This window comes from Brevibacillus sp. FSL K6-2834 (assembly GCF_038592925.1).
Lineage (GTDB): Bacteria > Bacillota > Bacilli > Brevibacillales > Brevibacillaceae > Brevibacillus > Brevibacillus borstelensis.
Window position 1 is genome coordinate 3711279 of record NZ_CP151945.1, and the last position, 23227, is coordinate 3734505.

The window sequence follows — 23227 nt, forward strand, 5'->3', positions numbered from 1 at the left end:
GTTGCCAACCTCCGTTACCCAATCTGTAGTTTTAGTTCTTCTATGCAGCTATTCAGGTTTAGCCGCTGCACGATTTTTGTGTTTCTTTCAAGATATACGCGACTGTCGCTTTCGATCAGCAAAAAAGTGGATATCCCCAGCTTTCGCACAAACATCAGGTCGAATTTTTTGCCTTCCAGGCTGGCAGAGTGATCCTGAAAAATCTGAAGCAGCATCTTCCCTTCATCCAGGCTCATTTCGCCGGTTTTCAGCATTTTATCCAGTACAAACAACTGCAGAATCCGTTCAAAAGGAAACGGACTGCTGTCTCCTGTTTGTTCCAGATAAAAATTCAGCGAAACCTCTGTAACAATGTTTCGTTTTATCAAATCCTCTTTCGTCAATGACAGCTCTGCTGCATTGGGCGAAAACATATCCGCCAGTTCGTCCAGGGACAAATCCTCTTTCATATTCAAGATTTTGTCGATCCGAATCAATATCTTGTCTTTGGGGAAAAACGTCTCTTGGCCCGTAAACGTGGACTTGCGGATGAACCACTCCTCCGGGATCAGTTGTTTTCGTTTCCATCTATAGAGCTGTCCGTATGAAATGCCTGTCAGCTCCAGCAGCTCTTTTTTGGAGATTAGTCCTGGTTCCATTTGGAACACCTCCTGAAGATAATGTAACATAACATTGTTACGTTGTAAATGCGGTCTTTTATCCCCTTGTTTTGTGCCTTCCTTCCTTTGACTCATTGTTCTCGTTTTTGCTTTGTTCTCCGTCCTCCTATCAACGGGACTCTCGCGCATTTTCTGGCGATCCTGCCATTTGTCCCACACTTTTTCTGATTCAGCCGCATTTTGTATACAAACTTCACCAAAAAAGGACTGATCCCATCGGTGAAACGAACGAAACAACGCCGCGATCGACTCTTCCAATACCCAGCAACAGGAAAGTGTCGGAGCGGACGGTCGCGCGCGAAATCTCGGAATGAGAGGAAAACAGTCTGAACCTAGCAAAAAGCGAAAGAAGAAACGGGACAACGAGGGTCTCGTCATCGTGATCAACAATCAGGTCGCCAAGCGCCGCAACAAGAAAAGCACAGCTGCAGCAGCTACGCAGGTGGCCAGCGGCAGTGGAAAAGACAGTACATGCGGAACGAATGCGGCTATCCAAAGCTCTACGAAGCAGCAGCAAGCTGTTGGCGGCGGAACGACCGGACGGGCTCTGAACAGGGGAATGAATAGCCGGCAAAAGGAAGGCCGTGCGAAAAGCAGGAAGAAGTAAGCATTGCAAAATAGGGAGAATGGAACAAAAAAAAGACCCCGCGAGCTTTTGCTGCCGAGGTCCCCCCATCGCTGTCTTTCCATGCTGCGCTGAATCAATTCCACAATTCATTTGTTCATCGGCGGATTGGAAAGGCGATGAATTCCTGGTTCCACATTTCCTCATTCACCTTTCTGGCTCCAAATACTGTTCCTTTTCCCGTAAACTGTTTGCGGAGGTGATTTGGTTGCGTCCGTTTTTTTTCGACTGGTAAAGGGCTTTGTCAGCAAGCCCCAAAAGCTCGGACAGATCAAAGCTGCTTTCGCTCGTCACCACTCCCAGCGATGCGCTTACCCGAATTTCTTTCTCTTCGTGGCAGATGATTCGATCGGCCAGCCCTTGGTGAATCCGCTGCGCTACTTCCATTGCCTCCTCTTCTCCTGTTTCCGGCAAAAGAATGACAAACTCTTCTCCCCCATAGCGGGCCGTACAATCCGTTTCGCGTACGTGGGAACGGATGAACCGGGCTGTCTCTCGCAGAACCGCATCCCCCGCGAGATGCCCATACTGATCATTAATCCGCTTGAAGTGATCAAGGTCGATCAAGATAAGCGAAAGCTGGTGGTGATACCTCTCGGAGCGAAGCTTTTCTTCCTTGAATTTCGCCTCAAAATACCCGCGGTTGTGCAGCCCTGTAAGCTTGTCCTCCGTCGCCTTCTTCTCCAGCTCCCGCTCCATTTCTTTTCTCTCTGTCAGATCGGACAATACGAGAATCCTTCCGTTAATAAAGCCATCGTCCTTGAAATGATACGTATTGACGCTGAACGTGTATGATTTCCCGCCTTTAACAATCTCCAACTCCCTGCATCCTGCCGTTTTTTCCGTGTACAAGAGCGAAAAGATCGCCTCCACCGCCTGGTTTTCCTCGGCACCCAGCTTTTCTTCCACTTCCCAAAAATACTGCTGAGTAACATCTGCCTTCCCTACCCCGAGAAACTGCAGCATGCTTGCGTTGCAAACATCAATAATGCCTTCCCGGTTGATCCCGATCACCAGATCGCGGGAATTCTGCAGCAGCACATGCTGCTTGTTGGCCACCTGGTCCCGCAGATTCACGACAGTTCGAATCAAATAAACGAGCAATCCCGTGAACAGGATGTTCAGGCACATCTCGATGAGGTAGTCAGCCTGAAAGCTGCCTACGAGAATTTTTACCAGCAGCAAAATGAGATTGGATATTCCGGTGACGATCAGTCCGGCTGTCGTCGACAAAAACAAGGTGGCAAGGACAATCGGGATGTAGTACAGCTCAATCCCGAGCTGGGAGCCAAACAGGTAGTAATGCTCGATTGTCCACAGGCCGCAAATAACCATCGCTATGCCCGTGATCGCGTACGTCACCCATTTGCGGAGTCTGCGAAATGTTTTGATCCAGGTGGGCTGGACCACAATATACGTCATCGAGAGCGCCGTGATGTCGATCAAAAAATGCAAAGCGTAGGGCAGTATCTGAAAGTAAAAGAGCTTTACAAGCGTGTATGCTGCATAAAATAAAAGAATGGCTATATTTTTTAAAGTCAGGGCAAGTCCTTCCTTCACGTGGTCGATCACTCCTGTTATTCGTGTTGTTAGTTAGCATAGAGACGGATGTTTTGAATGCCTGTGCCGGGGGTATTTCGGCACTCCTAGATTATATCGGCTAAACCGCTCTTTTTTCATACCGGTATTATGCATTCTACGAAAAAAGAGGTTAACCCCCTTAACGGTCAACCTCTACCCGCACGACTGTCGATTTTGCAAGATACGGCATGTAGTCCGACTACCGCCATGCAGCGCCGCAACGTGTACCGGGAGAGGCACACGTCATTTGCATGCAGCAGTTATCAGCTTGTTTCCTGCGTTTGCAATCGGATAAAACTTCTGCTCATTTCCACTTAAAAACGGTACAACAGCACGCAAGCCTTCTCATGATGATTTCACCCACACACGGAGCGATCCTATCGATGTGAAACCGGATAGTAGAGCCGCCGACAAGTCGCCCGCTCGTTCGTATCCCACCATTGGCACTCCCGGAAATTCAGCCGACACTATGCTTGCAATATCCAGCCACAGACCTTCATTGGCATGATTCGTAGTAAAGACGTTGGAAATCCCTACTACACCCGCAGCCAGATTTGCAATAAAACCGGAGATTTCACCCTTTTCTTCGTGCATGAATAGTTTCACGGCTGTTTGCTTCAATAGATCAGCCTTGATCACGTCTTGCAATCCATTGGCATGCGTCCAGCTCATCAGGTCTTTTTCGGTGGCAATCAAGCGCCATGAAGCTCGAGCTGGTCGACTAACCGAAATCGAGTCGCGGTATATCCATTCTGCCTCAAGCAAGATGTCAAAACCAAAAGGGGACAAGTCCAGATTCGCATAGCTGTCTTTAATGCTCAAAATGTCTCGCCTCCCCGCGAAGGCTTGTACATCGGCAGTTGTTGCATTCCTGCTCGAAGAGATGATATCAGGATAAAAAGCAGGCGCCTTCGAAAGCACTCCCCAGACGTGGCTGTGAGCGGCTTGGGCAATCCCGTGCGTATCACAAACAGTCCCGCACCATGCGATATTATTTTGAACGGCGGCATCCACCCGGTCCATCATCATCCGACTAGGCCTCCATCTCATTTGCCAATGCGACCAGCTTGTTGAGCGTATTCCAATTGCGGACCGTCACCGGGACATCCAGCTTCTGCAGATTCGCGGAAAGCTTGGAATTGCGAACACTCCGACTAAACAATAGGAATATCTCGCGGCCTGCAATGTAATACTGCTCGTCTTCATTTTTGTAGGGGGCCAAGCGTTCCATCCCTTCCCGTGAAGGCTCCCTGAGCAAAAAGCCTACGTACAGGCTTTCTCCCTCTGCCGATTCCTCCGCTTTCTCCAGCGCGGCTTCCGAAAATGGACAGCTCGCGGCAATCCGTCTCAATTCCTCAGCCGTCCTCAAAATGACACTCACGGACAAACCTTGGGCTGCAGCTATCTCCTGTTCAATCCGCTCGCGCAGCGGTTCTTCCTCCTCTTCCGATTCGAAGAGAACATTGCCGCTTTGGATATACGTCCGCACGCGGCCGAGGCCCATTGTTTCAAATGTACGCTTCAGCTCCGCCATCTTGATCATATTCTTGCCGCCTACGTTAATCCCTCGCAAAAGCGCGATATAAATGGCCATCGATCCCACGACCCTTTCCAGGCATAGTGTGAACACCCCATTTGATGCTCTAAAGCGATGCACCGATTTGGAAGTTTCCATTGTCGCAACATTATCTTAAAAGGGTATCATGGGCGTATCTGGATATGCAATTGCCGATTCCATTTTCAGGAGTTCGCTCACCATTTCTTTCAATCGACAGGCCATGCGTCTACGAACGCAAAAAAGCCTCACCGAATCTCGATGAGGCATGCAACCTATAGAACTGTTGCTACCATTCAAAAAATGGTGAATGAAGGCACACCTTTATGACACAGTACCCAGCCATTAGTAAAGCCGGTTCTTATAGCTGTCTTGCAGTTGGCTTGCTACCTCTTCTGCCGTAGAGTTTGGGGTTTTCGAGTGATCTGCCAGCATTTTCGGGACGGAAGGCAGCAGCTCCTTGGCCAACCACGAATCCGGATTCCACAGACCGGAGCGGATGAAGGCTTTTGCACAGTGCGCGTACACCTCTTCCACCTCAACCCCGATGCCATACATGGGAGTCCGGCCGCTTACAGCGGTTTTTTCAAGCAATTCCGGATCGCGGCAAACAACCGCTTTACCGTTTATCCGCAGCGTTTCCCCCAGTCCGGGAATGAAGAATAGAAGGCCGACGTGGGGATTTGCAATAATATTTTGAATGGAATCCATCCGGCGGTTGCCCGGGCGTTCGGGAATAAACAGATGATGGTCATCCAGCACGAGGACAAATCCGGGTGCATCGCCACGCGGCGACACGTCGCAATGGCCGTTTGCATCGGAGGTAGCCATCGCCAGGAAGGGGGACTTGGATATAAACTCGCGGCAATGGCGGTCAAGAGCGTGAACCACTTTGTTTGCCGCAAGTGAGCTCGGATTTCCCAAAGGCTCGCGAAGCTCTTTCATAAATTGTTGTTCGGTGGAGATCACATCACGAAATACGGCGCTCATTTTATCACCTTTTCCCTGTGGAATATCCTCCCATCGTACTACACTTCCTGTGTTTCTGCCATTGCGCCCGAGGGTATTGCGGCTCATCCCATGCCTTTGTTGCCGCGAAGCTACTCGATTTCAAAACGGGCAGCCACAATGATTTCCTTTTCATTTGCGGAAAAGCTTTTGATAACCCGGTATTCTCCCTTGGTCAAGGTATAGTCAAGGTCACTCATGCTAATTTGGTCCTCGCGCGTTTCTCCCGGCTCGACAAGAAGACCAATGGACGTAAACGCGATATCGGAGCGCATTGGGACCACGTACCATTTTCCTTGCTCCCGTTTCTCAAGCGTAAAAGGCGTCCCAAATGTCAACGTAGTAGGACCGTCGTTTTTGATTTTCAACGTCACCTTGTCAACGGAAGCGGAGTAGCTGGGTTGTTCTGTATTCATTTCCACCTTGGCTTCTTCTGTGCTCGCCTGATTGGATATTTCTCCGTAGCTCGACAGGGTTGTCAACGGTTTTGTCTTTTCCGAAGAACAGGCGGCCACGAGCATTACAGCCAAGGCAACAGCGGCTATCAAAAAAATCTTTTTAAGCATGTTTTTCCCCCCTTCTTTAAAAGACGGAGGCGATGCTGGAGCGTTTCCATTTTATTGGGACCTGTGAGCAGATTTTTTTATTTTCCTAAAATAGCTTTTATGCGTTCCTTTTTCTCTGTCTCATTCAAGTATTCAAAGAACCCCAGCCGATTTCCCCAGGGGTCGGAAAAAGTCCCCCATTTTACAGGAACTTCTTTTCTCGAACAGATTTCAAAGCTCTCGATATGCAATTCCCTTCTTAGCCTGTCCCGCTCCGCTTCGATATCTGCAACGCCAAAGCGAATAGGTCCGCTGCCATCAGCGGGAGCACCTTCCGCCACCTGCAGCCAACATCCGGGAATAAGCTCCCATTCTGCGAATCCTTCGTGAGGGATGAAGTCGGGTTCCTTTTTGAGCAGTGTTTGATACCACTTTTGTCCTTCTTTTATATCTGGAACACGAACTTGAACCGTCATTTCATAGATCAAACATATTCCTCCCTTACATACCCGACAGCTTGTATATACTCGTCATACCATTTTTACCATTCGCTTTCTCTGGAATCTATCGTCCTGCCATCCAATAGTGCCTTGACTTTCAGACAAACATGGCAGCGCGTTGCAGATACAGGCTCAGGCCATCCAGCCCTTAGTTCTTTCCTGCTTTTTCAAAAAAGCTGATATAAACATCAGGTGCGACCTCAACATCCCGCTTCCATTGATAATGATTTTTTTCGTACAGATTTTTGGCAGGGGTATTTTCTCTGCCGGTCGCTACTTTAAAAGAAGAACAATTTGCATTCTGCAATTCCATCGCCACCAACAGCTTTTGGGCAATTCCCTTTCTGAAATGAGCCGGATGCACAACCATTCTGCAGATCGTCAGTTCTTCATTTTCTATGGTATAGGAAATGGCGCCTGCAAGTTTGTTATCGATAAAATAACCCAAGAATTCCTCGCCGCACTGCTGGAACTCTTGAAATGATTCTTTCAACGGGGGGATTTCAAAAAAATTGATCAGTTCTGCTTCTACCTGGTATGCGGCTTTTTGCAGGTCGGAGAGCTTTTGGACGGTATCGGTTTCGGTGAAATTGATTTTGGTGATCATGGAGACTCCTTTTAGAAAGTATGTCCGTTGCAACATTTTTCCTTTATTTAGCATTTCCATTTTGATGGATCGTCTGATTGTCTATTCACTTCAGATAAATGTAGGATTGAGTTACAGATGCTGGATCTATTCATTATACCTTGAAGAATGAATATCTTACATTATGTATTTTCATCACCGAATAAACGTACGATTCTGTTTCTGAAGGTACGTCACCCTTTTTTCCTGTACCCAAATCTTTTTTATACTGATGTTTTGACTCGGAATCTTCCTTCGGATTATGTCTGTATAAATGGCCTATGCCAGTTCCTTAAAGAATGCCGCTGTTTTCCGAAGTTCGTTTTCGACTAAGCAAATCCCTCACCTCCGCCTCGACCGCATCCGTCAGCGAATACTTTGTGGCAAAGCCGAGCTTCCGTATTTTGTCGTCCTTCCAGATTCTGTTTACCGTCATTGTCTTTACGGCGAATGGACTCAACCCATAGGCAGCCATTTCATCTTCGGTCAATGCTTCCGGCAGCTCCAGCATTTTGGCAGTCTTCCCTGCGGCAAGGTCCATCGCTTCCTTCAGTTGACGCCACGTTGTATCGAATCCTTTGAGCAGGTAGACGCCGTCATCTTGCGGCTGCTTTTGGAAGGTACCCAGCCAGACCATCGCCCGGCCGATGTCGCGGGTATCTACCAGCGAAACTTGTGCAGCCCCCTCGCCGATCATCGGGTAGCGGTCATGCGCATGTGCGGCAAACAGTCTGGCGAAAAACGAGGTAGTGTCCCGGACGCCGATTGTACTTGCCGGCCGCAGCACCACGGTCGTCATTCCGGTTTTTCGTCCCACTTCCCCGACGACTCTCTCCCTTTCAATCCCCAGCCGCTGTATCGGGTACTCCGGCTTCGACACATACGACTCGTCTATCGGTTCGTTGCTTTGAAAATCGTAGATGACCACTGTGCTGAGTTGAATAAACCGGGAAATGCCCTGCTTGGCCGCTTCTTCCGCAAGCGTTCGGGTCAACTCAATTTCCACCGGGGCATTCATGCTTATTTGCGTGTGCAGCTTTGCGTCGGCTGTGCAATTGTACGCTGCGTCATTTCCTGCCATCACGTCTGCTATGGCGGCTGGATCTGAAAAATCGATGCGAACGACGTCGACCCCCAAGCTGTCCAAAAACGCGGTGTTGCTGGTCTTGCGGACAACTGCCGTCACGCGGTGTCCAGCCAGATGCAGTTGTTCCGCGACATGCCCTCCAATAAACCCCGTACCTCCAAAGACAACAGCTTTCATGCTTTTTTCCTCCATTCAATTGCTTCAGGATGATTATTCACTATAATAATGAAAGTGCTATTATTATAAAAGTACGGATATTTTTTATAGTTACTATTCAAAAAGATAGCGGAGGGATGTTCATGCCTGAAGAATATAATCAAAAAGCGTGTCCGATTGAAAAAACAATGCACGTGATCGGGGGGAAATGGACGTTCATCATTTTAAGGGAACTGTTCTATGGTCCGCGGCGGTTTGGAGAACTGCAGCGCTCCTTGAAGGGGATCAGCCCGCGGACGCTGTCCATGCGTCTGAAGGAGCTGGAAGAAGAAGGGATTATCAGCCGGACGATCTACTCGGAAATCCCCCCGCATGTGGAATACGCGCTAACCGAAAAAGGCCAAACGCTTCGCCCCGTCTTCGATGCGATGAAGGAATGGGGAAATGCGTGGGATGTGCTGAAGCTGGGAAAACAATAGAAAAACAAAAACCCTTGAGACTGTCTCAAGGGTTTGCTTGCGTATAAATATTTATTCTTGGCTTGCCGGCAACTCGGCTCGTCCCCGCATCAGTACCTTTTTCCCCAATCTGGTTCGATAAAAACCGCGTTCCAGCAAACCGAACAGGGAGCCGGTGGTCCAATACAAGCCCAAGGCGACAGGCGCTTTCCAGAGAATCATCAAGAAGAAGGCGACCATGATCAGCGAGGTCAAGGCCCGTTGAATCAGAGGCGTGTCTGTCAGCATTTCACCAGTCAACGGAATCATGCCGGTCAAAAAGGTAAGTCCAGCGGCAAGCGCAGGCAGGATGTGCCACGCGTCATGCTGGGCAAAGGAGACAACCCAGGGAATAAAGGAAGAGGACATCGCCGCTCCATGCGTCAAAAACAGTCCGTACATCGCCATGAAGATCGGCATCTGCATTATCGCCGTCGTAAACATCGACAGCGGCTTGACTCCCGCCTTTTGGTAGAGATTCATCGTCTCTTGCATCAGCTTTGGCTGGTCGTCTTTGTACCGTTCCTGAAGCAGCTTCAGCTCAGGGCGAATCAAGACCTGCAGCATCGTCTGGCGGGCCGTCCGCAGATTGAGCGGAAAAAGCAGTCCTCTCACAAACAGTGTCAAAAGAACGATCGCAATTCCCCAATCCTGCGCAAACTGAAAGATCACATTCAGCAGCGAGGCCAGCAAATCAATGACAGGTTGAACAAAGGTATACATTCGGAATTCCTCCTCGTATCGTTGCAAATGTCTTTTCGATACAAGAAGGAAAGCGGATCAGCATCGTCACTGGAAGACCCTTGCTCCTCGGGAGGCTTTTTTCGCCGCACCCAGAGCATCCTCGGATGCACGGCGGGGCGAACCGAAATCTCGTTTGGCGGCTGCGAATCTATTCCCTTTTCCAAACAAGCTACCCATCCCAGCGGCTTTACCGGACTGCATAGCAGATGTGCAACCAGATATCCCGACAGGCCCATTGCCAGCAGCAAGAGTGTCATATCCAAGGAAAACTCCACAGCGTCACCTCCCAGAGGACAAAAATCGTTCGCTTTATACTAAAGATACCATACATACTTGGATACTTCCTATAAAAAGAATATGGGGAAGGAACGGGAATGTAAAAAAAGCAGCCCGAGTTTTTTCACGGGCTGCTTCTTCTATAAAAGCCTTGCTGCTTTTTTGCCTGACCTATGCTTATCTTGCTTCTTGCATAAGCCTAACCTGTATATTCCCTGCCTCTTCTTCCCTACTTCGCTGCTGGCTTTGCCTGAGCAGCCGCAGTCTTTCTCGCTTGATTCAGCTTCTGATAGAACTCTCCCTTGGTTTTCACATTGGCAAACGCGGTTGCATTCACCTTTGCCTTTTGCGAGAGCTCCGCAATCTCTTCTTTTGTTACCGGGTCCTTGATGTTGATCGAAGCCACGTTGGTGTACTTGCCGTCTTCTGTCTTTGGCACCCCGAGGATTCCGGCGTTGATCAGCTCAACGACATCGGCACGCTCAGGCGCAGTGGTGTCCACGCCGACAATCTTCCAGTAATTCAATGCTTTTGGCTCGTAAACGCCTTTCTTCACTTCTTTGAGATAGGCGATGGCGCGGTTGCGAATCGTTCCGCCTGTTTCGCCAAATGCGCTCTCATCCTTGGACGACCAGAGCTGTTTGAACTTCCGTCCTTCCAAAGCGCCGCCCTTCGCGATGAGTGCGTCCATACGGTAGGAGTTCATGCCAAGCTTGAGCACATCCTCCGCTTTGATCGGCTTGTCGTCCAGACGACGGAGGTTGGTGATGCGGCTTCCGGCAGGTTTGGTAAGGTCGATTTCGTACTTCACTCCGCCGAAAAAGTCGTTGGTGCTGTATTTGGAGGAACGACGCGTCTTGTCAAAGCTGATCGTCACATCTCCCGGACGAGCGGTATTGAAGTAGCCAGCCGCCCATTCCATGTAGTCCTTCAAATCTTTGCCTGTTACTTCGTACACGGTAATTTCGCCCAGTGCGTACTGGTAGTTGAAGGCGATGTCCTTTTTCTTGATCGGCCCTACATCCAGACGGGCCTTGTCATTGTCGATCTGGTGAGCGACGACATCGGCCTTGCTGTAATAGAGCATGACTTCATTAAAGAAGTCGGCAAGGTGCGTCTCCTGGATTTGGACCTGCGGGATGCCCTCAATCTCATTTTTCGGCACCATATTTTCGCCCTTCAGCTCAGCCACGACGACATTGGCGTCTGCGCGGGCAATCTCGTGGAAAGGCTTCAGCGTTTCTTCCAATGCCTTATCGGACTCGACGAAGGTACCGTCTGCTTGTTTCACAGGCAGCGCTGTCGCTTCCTTGCTTTTCAGCACCACTTTGTTGCCTTGCTTGGCAAACGTCAGGTCGATGCGGGACAGATGCGTGCCGTATTTGTCCGGTTCGGTGATCAGTACGCCGTTTACCTCTTCGCTTTTCACCAGCTTGTGCATGTGGCCGGCGAAAATGGCGGTCAGCTCGGGATTGGCATTGGCAATGTCGCGCACGCCGGTCCCCGGTTTCCCGTTCTCGTTGTCCAGCCCCATATGCATCAGGCCGATCATGACGTCTACTTTTCCTTCAAGCTCCTTGATTGCCTTTTTCGTTTCATCGACAGGATTTTTAACGACAAGCCCGTTCAGGTGGTCGGTTCCCTTTTCAAAATCCTCGATCATCGGGGTGTTCATCCCGATAATGCCGATCTTTACCCCAGCTTTTTCAATAATCGTGGAGGCTGGCAGGAAGCGCTCGCCGTTTTCCTTGTAAATATTGCCCGCAAGCAGCGGCCCGTCGTATTGGCTGCTGATCTTTTCCAGCACGTCCAGTCCAAAGTTGAATTCGTGGTTGCCAAATGCCCACGCGTCGTATTTCATCGCATTCATCGCAACCATCATCGGAGACTGTGGATGGCTGTTAAACAGTTCAGCCGAATTTCCCTGGATGCAGTCTCCCGCGTCCAGAAGAATCGTGTTGGGATTCTCTTCGCGAATTTGTTTGACCATCGTAAATAATTGCGTTAGGCTTCCGTTGTTGTTTGGACCATCGATTTCATAGTCCCACGGCATGAAACGTCCATGGATGTCAGACGTCCCGAGCAGCGTGATTTTGATTTCTGAATTCCCGGCGGCTTTTGCCTGAGCGGGCTGTGCAGCAGCAGCACTGCTGAACAGCGTAAGCCCGAGAGCTACGCTCAGACAGGTTTTCAGCGCCAATTTCCCCTTGCGCATTGCTTGTCCTCCTTTTGTCTAAAGAGTTCTTTCTGAATTTTCTTTCTCTTTATTCAGACCCTCTTTCTCTTGTTGTGCATAGATGGGCACTCTAGTAGACTATCGCAACAGGAAAAGATTCTCAATCATTTTCTTGCCATTTCTGCTTTTTATCCATGGCATTCGCCTGCAGAAAAAGCCAGCGGCGAGAAACCGCTGGCTTTTCATCGTCTTGACCTTGCAAATTGTCCGAATCACGCTCGCTTACTTTTTAACGGATGGCTGCACACCTTCCGGGATCGGGCATTTGTATGGCTTTCCGCCCAAACGCTGCTGCAATTCGGCTTTGGCCTGTTCGATCAGCTCCGGATTGTTCAGCATGTCGACTGCCGTGGAGGCAAGCACCTTTCCGGCATGGAGCATGCCTTTATGGCCCAGGGAGGTACCACCGAGCGACACCCATTGCCAGGAGTGCAGCGTCGACCCGTTCACGAAGCAGGCCGTCGTACACTGTGCGGTAGGCGCGATCCAACTGACGTCACCGACGTCTGTAGAGCCGTTCAGCGGGCTCGTTTCACCGTTGTACGGATTCAGCCATGTCACCATATCGACGTCCGGCCCGTCCGGAAATTCTTTTTCCGAGGTGTTTAACTCCTGCTCAGTCAGCGTGGCGCGAACTTCCTTGGCCAGCTTGAGCTCCTCCTCGTCATGCACGGGGACGCCCAGCTCCTGGAAGTTGCGGTACATGACCTGTTCCACGACCTTGTTTTGCACCACATTGGAGCACGCTTTGTCAAACACGATCTCTACCTCGGTTTCGGTCATCAGCGCTGCCCCTTGGGCGATTTTGCACACCCGCTCATAAATTTCCTGCACCTGGTCAACCTTTGGCGCACGCACCAGATAGAGCGCCTCCGCATAGGCCTGCACGACATTCGGAGAGAGTCCGCCCGTATTGGTCACGGCGTAGTGGACGCGCGCTTCCGGGATGATGTGCTCACGCAAGTAGTTGACGCCGACGTTCATCAGCTCTACGGCATCCAGCGCACTGCGTCCCAGATGCGGGCTTGCTGCCGCATGCGAGCTTTTGCCTCTGAATTTGAAGTACACCTGGTAATTGGCCAGCGATTCGATCGCCATGATGCTGTTGTAGCCCATCGGGTGCCAGCAGAGGGCAAAGTCGACGTCGTCAAACAGTCCGGCGCGGGCCATAAAGGCTTTGCCGGAGCCCCCCTCCTCGCCGGGACATCCGTAGTAGCGGACAGTGCCTTTGAGATTGTTCTCCTCCATGTACTGCTTGACAGCAACCGCAGCGGCCAGAGAAGCCGTACCGAGCAGGTTGTGTCCGCAGCCATGCCCGTTGCCTCCCGGTACCTCCGGTTCTTGCACCGCCTGCCCTTTCTTTTGGCTCATTCCTGAGAGGGCGTCGAACTCTCCCAAAATGGCGACAATCGGACCGCCGCTGCCGAAGCTACCGATAAATGCCGTCTTGATGCCGCCTACGCCTCTTTCTACCTGAAAACCTTCGCTCTCCAGCGTTTGCGCCAGCAATTCGGCAGATTGGTACTCTTCAAAGCGCGTCTCGGCAAAGCTCCAAATGTTGTCGCTCACACTGATGAACAAATCGCGTTTTTGTTCAATCATTTCCGAAATTCGTTGGGTATGCATAAAGAAACATCCTTTCTATTCGCAGCTGCAGGATTCGGGGAGTGTCCGATAGAACGGCTTCTCACGTCAACAGACGTTTGGCGATGCGGTGCAACAGCTCTACGGAGCGCGGGAGAATCTCCTCCTGGATGTCAAATTTGGGGTGATGGTGAGGTGCGGGAATATCCGTCCCGATCGCCATGTACGTCCCTTTTCCTCCGCGCTCCTGAACGCGCTTGATCATGAAGCTGGCGTCCTCGCTGCCCATCGCATTGCTGTCGCTGACCTTGAAGGCGGTGAAGCCCTCGACCTGCTTCGCTTCCTCGATCGCCAGCTCAGCCATGTCCAGATCGCTGTTGATCGGGATGGCGCCGCCAATCACTTCGATCTCGTGCTCCAGCTCGTGCATGGCTGCGCTGTGGGCGATGATATTGCGGACACGCTGTTCCAGCTCGGCATTCACTTCTTCTGACACCGAACGGGTTTCCACGATCATTTTTGCATGCTGCGGAATGATATTGGCTGCCGTCCCGCCTTCCAATACACCCACATTCACACGGGTTGAGCCTGTGCTAAAGCGCGGAATGGCATGGATGTTCAGCAGAGCGGTAGCGGCTCCGAGCAAGGCGTTTTTGCCCTTTTCCGGAGAGGCTCCAGCATGGGACGGTACCCCGTGGAAATGGGCAACCATCTTGGTTGTAGCGAGAAAACCGAAAGAGGCTCCGTGCACCTCGCCGAGCGGGACATTGGTCCCCAGATGGTGACAGAAAATATAATCGACATCGTCGAGCATCCCTTTTTGGACGATGGAGTAAGCGCCGCGGACACCTTCTTCGGCGGGCTGGAAAATCAGCTTTACGGTACCGGAAAAGTTTCCGTCCGCCAGTTTTTCGGCAAGCCCGAGTCCAATCGTCGTATGGCCGTCATGGGCGCAAGCGTGCATGTTTCCTTCATAGCGGGAGCGAAATGCCTTTGCCTGGGGGAGGTGGTCCGCGTCCGTACTTTCCAGGACAGGCAGCGCATCCATGTCAAACCGGAACGCGACGGCAGGCCCTTCCTGCTTTCCTTTTTTCACCCCGATCACGGCTGTGTAGCCGCCTCGCATTTTCTCCACGATCTGCGGGTTTGCCCCGTCCCGCAAGGCCCGCTCGTAAGCAGCCTCCAGCACGTCCGGGGACGGCAATCCCCTGCGGGAACCGCCCTCCATTGCGTCTGCGCCGTAAATCACGTCAAAACCGAGCGAAGCAAGTATTTCCACGACCTTGGAAGCCGTACGGAATTCCGTGAATCCCACTTCCGGGTGCATGTGAAAATCTCTTCGCAGTGAAACCAAATCCAGCATAGTCAATTCCTCCTGTCTTCTCTTGGAGCCATTTTTTGCGTTACATTCTCGGATAGACGCCAGGACCGATTGGCAAGCCCAGGAAATACCAGACGACCAGCAGCAGTGTCCAGAGAATGAATATAGCGATCGGGTATGGCATGATCAGCGAATAGTACGTCCCGAGCTGGGCGTCCTTCTTGTATTCCTGCAGGAACCCGAGGAACAGCGGAATAAACGGCGACACGATCGCGAACGGAATCACGGCAGAGTCGGCGATCCGGAACGTGATTTGCGCGAAAGCCGGGTGGAAGCCCAGCGCCATGAACATCGGGATAAAGACCGGCGCCAAAAGCGACCAGATCGCAGAGCCGCTGGCAATGAACATGCAGAGGAATGCGGACAAAAACATCAAGCCGATAAAGACAGGCGCTCCTGTCATGTTCATTTTTTCGAGCAAATCGGTGATAAACAGGGCGAGGAAGCTGCCCATGTTGCTCCAGTTAAACATGGCGACAAACTGGGAGAGCGGGAAAACCATGACGATGAAGCTGGCCATTCCCTTGATCGGATCGGTCAAAAGGGCCGGAATGTCATTTTGCTTCTTGATCACGCCCACCTTGATCCCGTATGTGATGGCAACCGTGAAGAAGAACAGCAGAATGACCGGGACAATCCCTGAAATAAACGGCGACGGAACAATCGTGCCCTGCTTCGGATCACGCAGGATTCCGCCCTCCGGCACGACCAGAATGGCGAGTACGGCGATGAACACCAGCGCTGCAATTCCTGCCGCGCGAAGCCCTTTCTTTTGCTGAGCCGAAAGGTCCTCCAGCTTTTTCTCCGCACTGCCCTGATAAACACCCAGTTTGGGCTCCACAAACTTGTCGGTGATAAAGCCGATGATGGCAGAAAGCAGCAGTACCGAGACAGACATAAAGAACCAGTTGTCCAAAACGCTTACCGTCACGTTCGGGTCGACCGACTTCGAAATTTCCGAGCTGATCCCGGAAAGCAGCACATCTGTTGTTACGATCAGCATATTGGCTGTAAAACCTGACCCGACACCGGCGATGGCAGCCAAAAGTCCCGCTACCGGGTGACGTCCTACAGCCAGGAAGATCAGCGCACCGAGTGGGGGCATGATGACAAAGGCAGCATCAGACGAGACATGGCTGAAAAAAGCGATAAAGGCAACCAGGTAGCTTGCATATCGGGCATTTACCCGCAGAGACATCTTGCGGATGACCGCTTCCAACAGACCGACCTTCTCTGCCAATCCGACCCCCAGCATCAGCGTCAGAATCGATCCCAACGGCAAGAATCCGGAAAAGTTTTTAATGATATTGGGCAGCAGCCATTGAAGCCCCTCTTGGCTGAGCAGATTCTTTACCTGAACTTCCTCGTTTTTGATCGGGTCTACGGCTGTAATGTGGAAAAACGACAAAACGGCTGTCACTACGAACAAAATGGCGATCAGATAGAGGAAGAGCATGAATGGATTCGGCAATTTGTTCCCGATCCGCTCCACCCATTTCAATAAGCCTGTCCCCTTTTGCTCCTGAAACTCTGACTTTGCTTGCTGCGTTTGCGCTTGCATTGAACAATCCCCCTCGGCCCGTGTCTTTCTGTCCTGGTAAGTCACTCGTTTTCCATGTGTGTGTAAAGCAAGCCGGCAACGAAACCGAATGAGTGTTCAGTCTGCAGCCGCCCCAATGTAAGCACTTTCTTTTTGCGAAAGCGGTAGCCAGCGCCCCTTTCTTCGTGAATTCTGCGCATATTTTTCATTATGCGAATAAATAGAGAAATTGTCGTTAAATGAATTATATAGCCTTGTTAAATGTTTTTCAACAGAATTGTTCGACTTCTCACAAAACAGCAAGCGCTTTCCATACAAAAAGCCAGTCCTCTCTTGAGAACTGGCCTGCTCATCTTTTTTATCGCTACTTTTTTAATTGGTATATTTTTTTCGGACGTCCGCGCACAGCCTGAAGCTCTTCTCCCTTATACTCGGCAAGTCCGTATTCGCACAGGCTGCCGATGATCCGCTGGGCATTCCGTACCGTCATCGACAAGTACGTGGCGATGTCTGAAGTCGTGAATGTGCTCCAGCCCATGCGCTGCACCAACGCTTGCAGCTTGTTATAGGTTTTGATGCTGACGTTTGCCTTGTTTAATTTATCCAAAAGCTCCTTGTCATTGGAGCGATAGGCATAAGCGATTTGTTCCGGTTCGCCTGCCGCTTCCACGATGACGCCGTTTTCCTGGACGATCACGATCCCGTATCCGTCCCTGTTTTTTGCATGCTGAACCGCCTTGCGCGCATTGCTTTCGGCGGAAAAAGCGGTCTCGCCAAACCCGATGCCCACTGCGACGGGAACGTCCGCCTCCAGGGAGAGCTGCTGCAAGGTCGCGCGCAGCATGTCAATCTCCCGCTCGATGGCTCCCCGGGAGCTGAAAATCTGGTAGCGGCCGTTGCCGTTTGCCATAAGTGAACCGTCCAGCTTTTCGCACAGCAGCAGCAAAAGCTGCCTGATCTTCAATTCCAGATGCTGTAAATGAAAACGGGCCGTTGATTTTTCCACAATCGTGTCAAACTGCTCAAGTTCAATGATTTCGACACCGATCTGCGTATCCTTGAAGTAGGAGCTCCTCGCTCTTTCGATGACCATCTTCATTGCTTGCCGAATTTCCATCTTGGTCATATAAATGCGGTAGACAGGAACCCCTGCCTCGCGAAGAAGCTCTTCCACGGTCATCAATGTAGTAAAAGCGCCCTGGGTCTTCCCTTCCCTCCAGACCTTCAGATGGAATTGCGCGACTGCCTGCGCGTCATAATGCTCGTCGTAGGTCATCACGTGCGTGTCTTCTTCCGGTATCTGCAGTTCGGACAACTGCTCCTGCAAAAACTGCCCCTCCGACTCGATCATGTCAATCGAGACTCGCTTCACGGCTTCATCCCGGTCGATCGACATTTGAATAAAGCTCCGGTACAGGTTGGAGCCGGTAGGCGGGCAGTAGACCATATTGGCCTCGGGGCTGAGCACATTTTTCGCAATCGTGAACGGAATGGGTCCGGAGAAAAACCATCCGTCAAATTCGTGATTGCGCTCCTGAACAATGCCGCTCACTTCTTTTGCATCCCCGTACGTTATCGGAACAAATTCGATCTCATGTTCAAATTCGTTGGCTACAGCCAGTATCCGCTCGACAGAAGGAGGCGGTCCAACGACACCAATTCTATACATAATTTTCGCTAACCCCTGCCTGATTTAGATGATGTTTCATTTTTTACTATATCAGACAGGAAGTCATAATCTCCATCTCTATTTCCGAAGATCCCGATAGGCCGGGAGCCCTTCTGCCCCTTCCGCCGCTTTGATCGCGTTGACGACCGCTGCGGCAAGCACCTCCGCGGACAATGCTCCCACGAGATTGACAGATGCATCGACACCGCCTGTCGCAACTGCGAAAACCGTATCCCCGTCGCTCATCGTATGTACGGGGAATATCGCTTTGGCCAGTCCATTGTGAGCCATCTGCGCGACTTTATTCGCCTGCGTTTTGTTCAGGTTGGCATTGCTTGCGACCACCGCAATCGTGGTGTTGGTGCCGCTCGGGACAGGCGGAGAGCTCTGCTCGATCATCCAGGAGAGAGCGTCGCGAATCCTGCCGCTGTCGTCACGCGCGCCGGCCAAAATCTCTCCGGTAACGGGGTCGCGCACCTCTCCCACGGCGTTGACGGAGACGACCGCGCCTACGACCAAGCCGTTTGGCAAATGCAGGGATGCGGAGCCAAGCCCGCCTTTCATCGCCCGTTTGCCTCCTGCCAGCTTTCCTACTGTCGCCCCGGTTCCCGCTCCTGCATTTCCTTGCTTGACCGGGTCTTTGCTCGCTTTTTTGGCTGCCTCGTAGCCCATCTTTTGATCGGGCCGCACCTTTGCGCTTCCGAACGATAAATCGAAGATGACCGCTGCCGGAACGATGGGAACGACACCTACCCCCACATTGTGGCCGATGCCCTGCTCCTCCAGATAGCGCATGACGCCGCTCGCAGAATCCAGTCCGTAGGCGCTTCCTCCCGTCAGCACGATGGCGTTTACTTTTTCCACCATGTTGATCGGGTTCAACAGATCGGTTTCCCGTGTGCCGGGGGCTGAGCCGCGTACATCTACGCCGCAAGGGGAGCCCTCTTCCAGCACGACTACGGTACAGCCGGTCATCGCCTTTAGATCTTGCATCTGGCCGACTTTCACACCCGGTACGTCGACGATCGTTCCGCCTGGTTTGATCCATTCACCGATGCCTGCCGCAGCGGCTTTTGCTCCTTCCATTCCCCCCGCCTCCTCGGCCATGACAGAACCGATGGTCAGAAGACTTCCGGGAACAGCCGCAGCCAAGCCAAGCAGGGCTGTTTTGTGGAGAAACTCTCTGCGGGAGACAGATTGGGTTGTCTGTGTTTGCTGCTGTGGGTTGGGTTCTTCTGACGAAGAGAGAGCAGATTCAAAGACATCGACACTAGGAGGGGTTTGCCTGCAGCCACACTCACTAGGTGAAATATGACTCTGCATCTGGCCGATTTCTTCGGTTGTTAACGGCTTGTCCAACGATTCATTTTTCATGCTGGTCCCACCTTCGTTTTCAGATGTTCTCACAAGCACAAGACAAGTTGCCAGAGTAATTATTTGAATATTCTATCTATTAAATCGTAGCGGAATTTCTTCCCGCAATCAATTGATTTTCCGCAAATAGGGAAAAAGTCGCAGAAAAACCGGAGCTATCGAGGCCATTCAAAAAAGAGGGAGTACGAACACTTTTGTCCTTACTCCCTCGTCCTATCAACTTATAGAAAGATAAAAACGATTCCTAATACTGAAGCAAAGATGATCGTCCCTTCGCCCTATCGTGGAGCCACTCATCCACCGCGCTCTTGGGAAACAAATAGTCCCCTCTGATCTTGATATACGGAAAGTCGGAGCCATGAATGAGCTCCGTCAAATTTTGCTCACTGATCCCCAGGTATTTTCTGACTTTCTTCTGATCCATGACTTCCGGTTCTTCGGCTTGAATCATCTCGTTCACCGTTGCCTCCAGACGAACGACGGCTCCGGCGATTTCAGCGGTGTTGTGCGTTTCCGAATCGCCGTAGGCGGCAATTCCGGTTGCCGCTCTGGCTACGAGCCACGCGCCGATCAGGATAGCTGGGGCCAAAACAAAAATTTCGAGTTTTCCCGTGTTTTTCAAACTGGTTCCTCCTGTACCGACTGTTCCATATTCAGTGCTTCCGACCTTGCCTTCAGGAAAATTTCCATGACTGCAAGAAGACTTCGCTTTTCGTCCTCTGTTCCTTTTGGTCCCCTCCAGTATTCGCTCTAAAAAGACATGCCTCCACCTGGACGGCAGCCTTCCGAATGAGTGAGCGGTTTGCACGAAATGCTATTCACTTGCTCAGTAAATAGACGAAAAAAATGACTTGAAGTCACAGAACTTATTTTTTCGGCTCCCTCTCCTCCTGTTGGTGAATGGAGATAGAGGGAGCCGCTGGATGGGAACGTATGAGAACGGATGGGTCTGCATGAAAACGGGTGGGACCGGCTGGAACGTCACGTCCCCCGTCCTATTCACAGCCGCGGATCGATCTCCTTTTCCTTGGCCGCTTCAAACAACAGATTTGCAACGGCTTCCTTATACGCTTCATTGTCAGACGTGATCTCATGGAACGGAATTGCCAGCATCTTTTGTCCCAGCACGTATTCGTTCATCGATGTCCGCAGCTTTTGACCGATGTTTTTCTGTTTTAGCAGCTTCCTGTACTTGTGAGGGAAACGGTAGTCATACCCGTAGATGATCGACAAGTAGTCAGGATTGCGGACCTTCAGATAGGGAACGGCCCTGCTCGTCGCTTCCTCCGGCTTGATCACGACGCCCTCCATCCGGTTTTCCAGCGTCAATCTGGCGAAGAACCGCTCTGCCCGCTCCACGCTGTCCGGCTCAGCCAGATCGAGCAAGAGGAAGTCGTCATCCGACAGAAAGCTGTACATCTCTGACGTCTTCCAGTCCGGAAGCTGCTCCTGTCCATTCTCCAATACCGCCTTGAGCAAGGAAAACGGCTTGTATTCCAGCTTCCCGTCCCCGGCGTACAGCTCCAGCTGCTGTTTGTACGTGTGGTAGGCGCTCACATGGACGTCCAAGGGAACATACGTCTCCAAAATGTCGTGCAGATGCTTGTAATTTTGATAGACACTCGCCCCGTATTTTTGACTCAGCTCGCTCTTGGAGCTGCGGAACTGGTCTTGCTCAAATCCGCTGTTCCGGTACTCGTCCACCAGCTTTCCAAAGGCTTCCTCAAAGCCATTTTGCTGCAGAAAGGCAAGTTCGCCCTCCAACGCCTTTTCAATCGGTCTGAACTGCTTTTGAATCAGGCTGTCGCCAATCGCGCTCCAGGGAAGCAGCTCCCCGTCCAGTATGAGCATTTGCAGCCCGTTTTGCTCCATGTAGCCGCCGAATTTTTGCAGCAGCCCCTCGTAAATCTCCGTCAGGTCGACCTGCGTGATTTTATAGCCGTTCCTGCTGACCGCAAAGCACTGGACGAGTTCCCTGTGCAGATACACATTGCATCTGGAGCCCATGTACTTCGGCTGCAAAACGACGTGCCGAATCCCTTTCCCTTCAAAGTACTGCAGCCCGCGCTTCAAAGACTCCAATTCATTTGCCGCTTCGTCCTTGTCCGCCGGAGACATTGTACCCGATATAAAATTGACCCGGTTTCGCGAGCAGTAATCCAGCCTGCGGATTTCCTCCTCCTGCAATTCGTCGACAGATACCTTTTGCTCCTCCTGGAACAGCAATTGCAATTCTTCGGTCAGGACAGCCCGGCCGGATTTATATGACCGGAAGAACGGTTTGTGTGCAATACTGACGGCGGTCAGGACATTGCCGTGGACGCAGCCTGTATCGATATGCAGCTTGTTTTTGATGCGAAACGCCTGTTTCGCCGCGATGTGTCCAAATACGTGATACGGGTGGTTTTTCACCGCTTCCTGCCGCAGAAAGGCAAGCTGGTTTTCCAGCGGTTTTTCCCGATCGATCCGATAATTCCGCTGGCGGCGAACCGAATGGTCGTCCATTTTCCCCAAGTATTTGTTTTTGCACGGCGCATGGGTCACGATGAAAGAAGGGCTGTTTGCCCCGATAAATCTGTAAAACGGCTTTGACAGAGCATGCAGGCATGCAAACTTTTCCAAAAGTTCCGCATCCTGCAAAAACACCTGCGTAGAATCGAAATACGAATGGACGAGCTCCTGGTCGGCTCCCTTTATTTTTCCCCTTACATACTTGTCGACAAAGTTCTCGTGATTCCCCGTGACAAACAGGAAATGCTCCCGGTTCGCGTACAAAAACGCTACAATTTCTCTCGTGTTTTTTCCTTTGTCGAGCCAGTCGCCGACCAAAATGATCTTCGTATCCCGGACCTTCTCCGTAGCGATCAGCTTGCCCGCCTCGATCCGGTAGCCGTAGGCGAGCAATAGTCCTTGCAGCTCCTGTACGCACTCATGGACATCTCCGACGATAATATAGCGCCCATCCGGCGGCAGAATTGTCCCGAGGTACTCTTCCCTGTTTTCGATCACAACCCGGTAGTCGGGATGGACCTTGCCCTCTGCCGGCCGGTAAAAGTCTTTTGCCCGCACCCGATGGATCTTTTCGTATCCTTCCTTTGCCAGCGAGCCGAGGACATCTCTTTTCAACCGGTTAATGTGGCTGGTAATCAGCTTTTTGGACCGCTCGGAAGCGTAGTAATCCTCCCGGTTGCGATAGTCGAACACGACTGCTTCCAGTCTGTAGTGATTCTGGCTGGCAATCTCCTTCACCTTTGCCCGAAAATCGTCGGCCAGTCCCGTCGTATCGAGCACGACGAATTCCGCATTGATCGGGTAGGAGGTCACCGCTCTCAGCTTGTCATACAAGAGCTGAAACGCCTGCTCGCTCGCCTCCAGCATGACTTGGTCGTACTTGTCCAAATCCGCTCCCAGAAGCTCCTGGCGAATGCTGTCCGAGGAGATGTACTGGACATTTGCCCGATAGTTTTTCGTCTCGTCGGCAAACCGCAGACCGGGAATGAGCACTTCCCTGGCAAACGTCGTCTTGCCGCATTCCGTCGGTCCGATCAGCATGAGGATAGTGTGGACTTTCGTTTGAATTTCCAT

Annotated in this window: 20 protein-coding genes and 1 pseudogene; 2 read left to right on the forward strand and 19 right to left on the reverse strand. The window is 51.4% G+C overall.

Annotation, left to right across the window (positions count from 1 at the left end):
- Nucleotides 1-14: 14 nt before the first annotated feature.
- Nucleotides 15-638 carry a YhbD family protein gene (locus NST96_RS18435; protein WP_003386409.1) on the reverse strand — a complete coding sequence of 208 codons (624 nt, stop codon included), beginning with the start codon at nt 636-638 and terminating at the stop codon, nt 15-17.
- A gap of 253 nt (nt 639-891) precedes the next feature.
- Between NST96_RS18435 and NST96_RS18440 the strand changes: the two are divergent.
- Nucleotides 892-1266, forward strand: a pseudogene (locus NST96_RS18440) (hypothetical protein); the annotation flags it as partial.
- 165 nt (nt 1267-1431) lie between these two features.
- Here the strand turns inward: NST96_RS18440 and NST96_RS18445 are convergent.
- From NST96_RS18445 to NST96_RS18480, 8 genes are all read right to left on the reverse strand, one after another.
- Entirely contained in the window at nt 1432-2844 is a 1413-nt protein-coding gene (locus NST96_RS18445; protein ID WP_339166313.1) for a diguanylate cyclase, read from the reverse strand.
- 366 nt (nt 2845-3210) lie between these two features.
- Nucleotides 3211-3894: a hypothetical protein gene (locus NST96_RS18450; protein WP_031932766.1), complete on the reverse strand. Its 684-nt coding sequence runs from the start codon at nt 3892-3894 to the stop codon at nt 3211-3213.
- Nucleotides 3895-3898: 4 nt separating this feature from the next.
- Entirely contained in the window at nt 3899-4459 is a 561-nt protein-coding gene (locus tag NST96_RS18455) for a DUF1697 domain-containing protein (RefSeq protein WP_342404280.1), read from the reverse strand.
- A 306-nt stretch (nt 4460-4765) separates the two neighbouring features.
- Nucleotides 4766-5410, reverse strand: coding sequence for a pyridoxamine 5'-phosphate oxidase family protein (locus tag NST96_RS18460; RefSeq protein WP_003386415.1), 645 nt, complete (start codon nt 5408-5410; stop codon nt 4766-4768).
- Nucleotides 5411-5520: 110 nt separating this feature from the next.
- Entirely contained in the window at nt 5521-5994 is a 474-nt protein-coding gene (locus NST96_RS18465) for an immunoglobulin-like domain-containing protein (RefSeq protein WP_024985628.1), read from the reverse strand.
- A gap of 77 nt (nt 5995-6071) precedes the next feature.
- A complete protein-coding gene (locus NST96_RS18470) occupies nt 6072-6461 on the reverse strand; it encodes a VOC family protein (protein WP_024985629.1) in 390 nt (129 codons plus the stop codon).
- A 160-nt stretch (nt 6462-6621) separates the two neighbouring features.
- On the reverse strand, nt 6622-7080 hold the full coding sequence (locus NST96_RS18475) for a GNAT family N-acetyltransferase (protein WP_327956037.1): 459 nt from the start codon (nt 7078-7080) through the stop codon (nt 6622-6624).
- Nucleotides 7081-7390: 310 nt separating this feature from the next.
- Nucleotides 7391-8362 (reverse strand): NAD-dependent epimerase/dehydratase family protein, encoded by a 972-nt coding sequence (locus NST96_RS18480; RefSeq protein WP_003386419.1) that lies wholly within the window; start codon nt 8360-8362, stop codon nt 7391-7393.
- A 122-nt stretch (nt 8363-8484) separates the two neighbouring features.
- On the opposite strand from NST96_RS18480, the gene NST96_RS18485 reads away from it, so the two are divergent.
- Nucleotides 8485-8820: a helix-turn-helix domain-containing protein gene (locus NST96_RS18485; RefSeq protein WP_039070708.1), complete on the forward strand. Its 336-nt coding sequence runs from the start codon at nt 8485-8487 to the stop codon at nt 8818-8820.
- 51 nt (nt 8821-8871) lie between these two features.
- Here the strand turns inward: NST96_RS18485 and NST96_RS18490 are convergent, their stop codons facing one another.
- The 10 genes from NST96_RS18490 to NST96_RS18535 all read right to left on the reverse strand — a co-directional run bounded on the left by NST96_RS18490 (nt 8872) and on the right by NST96_RS18535 (nt 23227).
- A complete protein-coding gene (locus NST96_RS18490) occupies nt 8872-9561 on the reverse strand; it encodes a YidC/Oxa1 family membrane protein insertase (RefSeq protein WP_039070709.1) in 690 nt (229 codons plus the stop codon).
- Nucleotides 9513-9857, reverse strand: coding sequence for a hypothetical protein (locus tag NST96_RS18495; RefSeq protein WP_024985633.1), 345 nt, complete (start codon nt 9855-9857; stop codon nt 9513-9515). The genes NST96_RS18490 and NST96_RS18495 overlap by 49 nt, the downstream gene beginning before the upstream one ends.
- A gap of 230 nt (nt 9858-10087) precedes the next feature.
- Nucleotides 10088-12073, reverse strand: coding sequence for a 5'-nucleotidase C-terminal domain-containing protein (locus tag NST96_RS18500; RefSeq protein ID WP_342404281.1), 1986 nt, complete (start codon nt 12071-12073; stop codon nt 10088-10090).
- Nucleotides 12074-12316: 243 nt separating this feature from the next.
- Nucleotides 12317-13720, reverse strand: coding sequence for a M20 family metallopeptidase (locus NST96_RS18505; protein WP_171506615.1), 1404 nt, complete (start codon nt 13718-13720; stop codon nt 12317-12319).
- Nucleotides 13721-13781: 61 nt separating this feature from the next.
- Nucleotides 13782-15041: an amidohydrolase gene (locus tag NST96_RS18510; RefSeq protein ID WP_342404282.1), complete on the reverse strand. Its 1260-nt coding sequence runs from the start codon at nt 15039-15041 to the stop codon at nt 13782-13784.
- A gap of 40 nt (nt 15042-15081) precedes the next feature.
- A complete protein-coding gene (locus NST96_RS18515; RefSeq protein ID WP_024985637.1) occupies nt 15082-16620 on the reverse strand; it encodes an AbgT family transporter in 1539 nt (512 codons plus the stop codon).
- A 343-nt stretch (nt 16621-16963) separates the two neighbouring features.
- Nucleotides 16964-18268 (reverse strand): hypothetical protein, encoded by a 1305-nt coding sequence (locus NST96_RS18520; RefSeq protein WP_003386428.1) that lies wholly within the window; start codon nt 18266-18268, stop codon nt 16964-16966.
- A 78-nt stretch (nt 18269-18346) separates the two neighbouring features.
- Nucleotides 18347-19354 carry a P1 family peptidase gene (locus NST96_RS18525; RefSeq protein ID WP_051925529.1) on the reverse strand — a complete coding sequence of 336 codons (1008 nt, stop codon included), beginning with the start codon at nt 19352-19354 and terminating at the stop codon, nt 18347-18349.
- A gap of 532 nt (nt 19355-19886) precedes the next feature.
- Nucleotides 19887-20264: a helix-turn-helix domain-containing protein gene (locus tag NST96_RS18530; protein ID WP_342404283.1), complete on the reverse strand. Its 378-nt coding sequence runs from the start codon at nt 20262-20264 to the stop codon at nt 19887-19889.
- 377 nt (nt 20265-20641) lie between these two features.
- Complete coding sequence (locus tag NST96_RS18535) at nt 20642-23227, reverse strand: AAA family ATPase (RefSeq protein ID WP_342404284.1); 2586 nt, start codon at nt 23225-23227, stop codon at nt 20642-20644.

Coding starts and splice junctions, on each gene's coding strand:
- NST96_RS18435 (WP_003386409.1), bottom strand. CDS start 638: ATGGAACCAGGACTAATCTCCAAAAAAGAGCTGCTGGAGCTGACAGGC.
- NST96_RS18450 (WP_031932766.1), bottom strand. CDS start 3,894: ATGATGATGGACCGGGTGGATGCCGCCGTTCAAAATAATATCGCATGG.
- NST96_RS18455 (WP_342404280.1), bottom strand. CDS start 4,459: ATGGCCATTTATATCGCGCTTTTGCGAGGGATTAACGTAGGCGGCAAG.
- NST96_RS18460 (WP_003386415.1), bottom strand. CDS start 5,410: ATGAGCGCCGTATTTCGTGATGTGATCTCCACCGAACAACAATTTATG.
- NST96_RS18465 (WP_024985628.1), bottom strand. CDS start 5,994: ATGCTTAAAAAGATTTTTTTGATAGCCGCTGTTGCCTTGGCTGTAATG.
- NST96_RS18475 (WP_327956037.1), bottom strand. CDS start 7,080: ATGATCACCAAAATCAATTTCACCGAAACCGATACCGTCCAAAAGCTC.
- NST96_RS18480 (WP_003386419.1), bottom strand. CDS start 8,362: ATGAAAGCTGTTGTCTTTGGAGGTACGGGGTTTATTGGAGGGCATGTC.
- NST96_RS18485 (WP_039070708.1), top strand. CDS start 8,485: ATGCCTGAAGAATATAATCAAAAAGCGTGTCCGATTGAAAAAACAATG.
- NST96_RS18490 (WP_039070709.1), bottom strand. CDS start 9,561: ATGTATACCTTTGTTCAACCTGTCATTGATTTGCTGGCCTCGCTGCTG.
- NST96_RS18500 (WP_342404281.1), bottom strand. CDS start 12,073: ATGCGCAAGGGGAAATTGGCGCTGAAAACCTGTCTGAGCGTAGCTCTC.
- NST96_RS18505 (WP_171506615.1), bottom strand. CDS start 13,720: ATGCATACCCAACGAATTTCGGAAATGATTGAACAAAAACGCGATTTG.
- NST96_RS18510 (WP_342404282.1), bottom strand. CDS start 15,041: ATGCTGGATTTGGTTTCACTGCGAAGAGATTTTCACATGCACCCGGAA.
- NST96_RS18515 (WP_024985637.1), bottom strand. CDS start 16,620: ATGCAAGCGCAAACGCAGCAAGCAAAGTCAGAGTTTCAGGAGCAAAAG.
- NST96_RS18520 (WP_003386428.1), bottom strand. CDS start 18,268: ATGTATAGAATTGGTGTCGTTGGACCGCCTCCTTCTGTCGAGCGGATA.
- NST96_RS18525 (WP_051925529.1), bottom strand. CDS start 19,354: ATGGAAGGAGCAAAAGCCGCTGCGGCAGGCATCGGTGAATGGATCAAA.
- NST96_RS18535 (WP_342404284.1), bottom strand. CDS start 23,227: ATGGAAATTCAAACGAAAGTCCACACTATCCTCATGCTGATCGGACCG.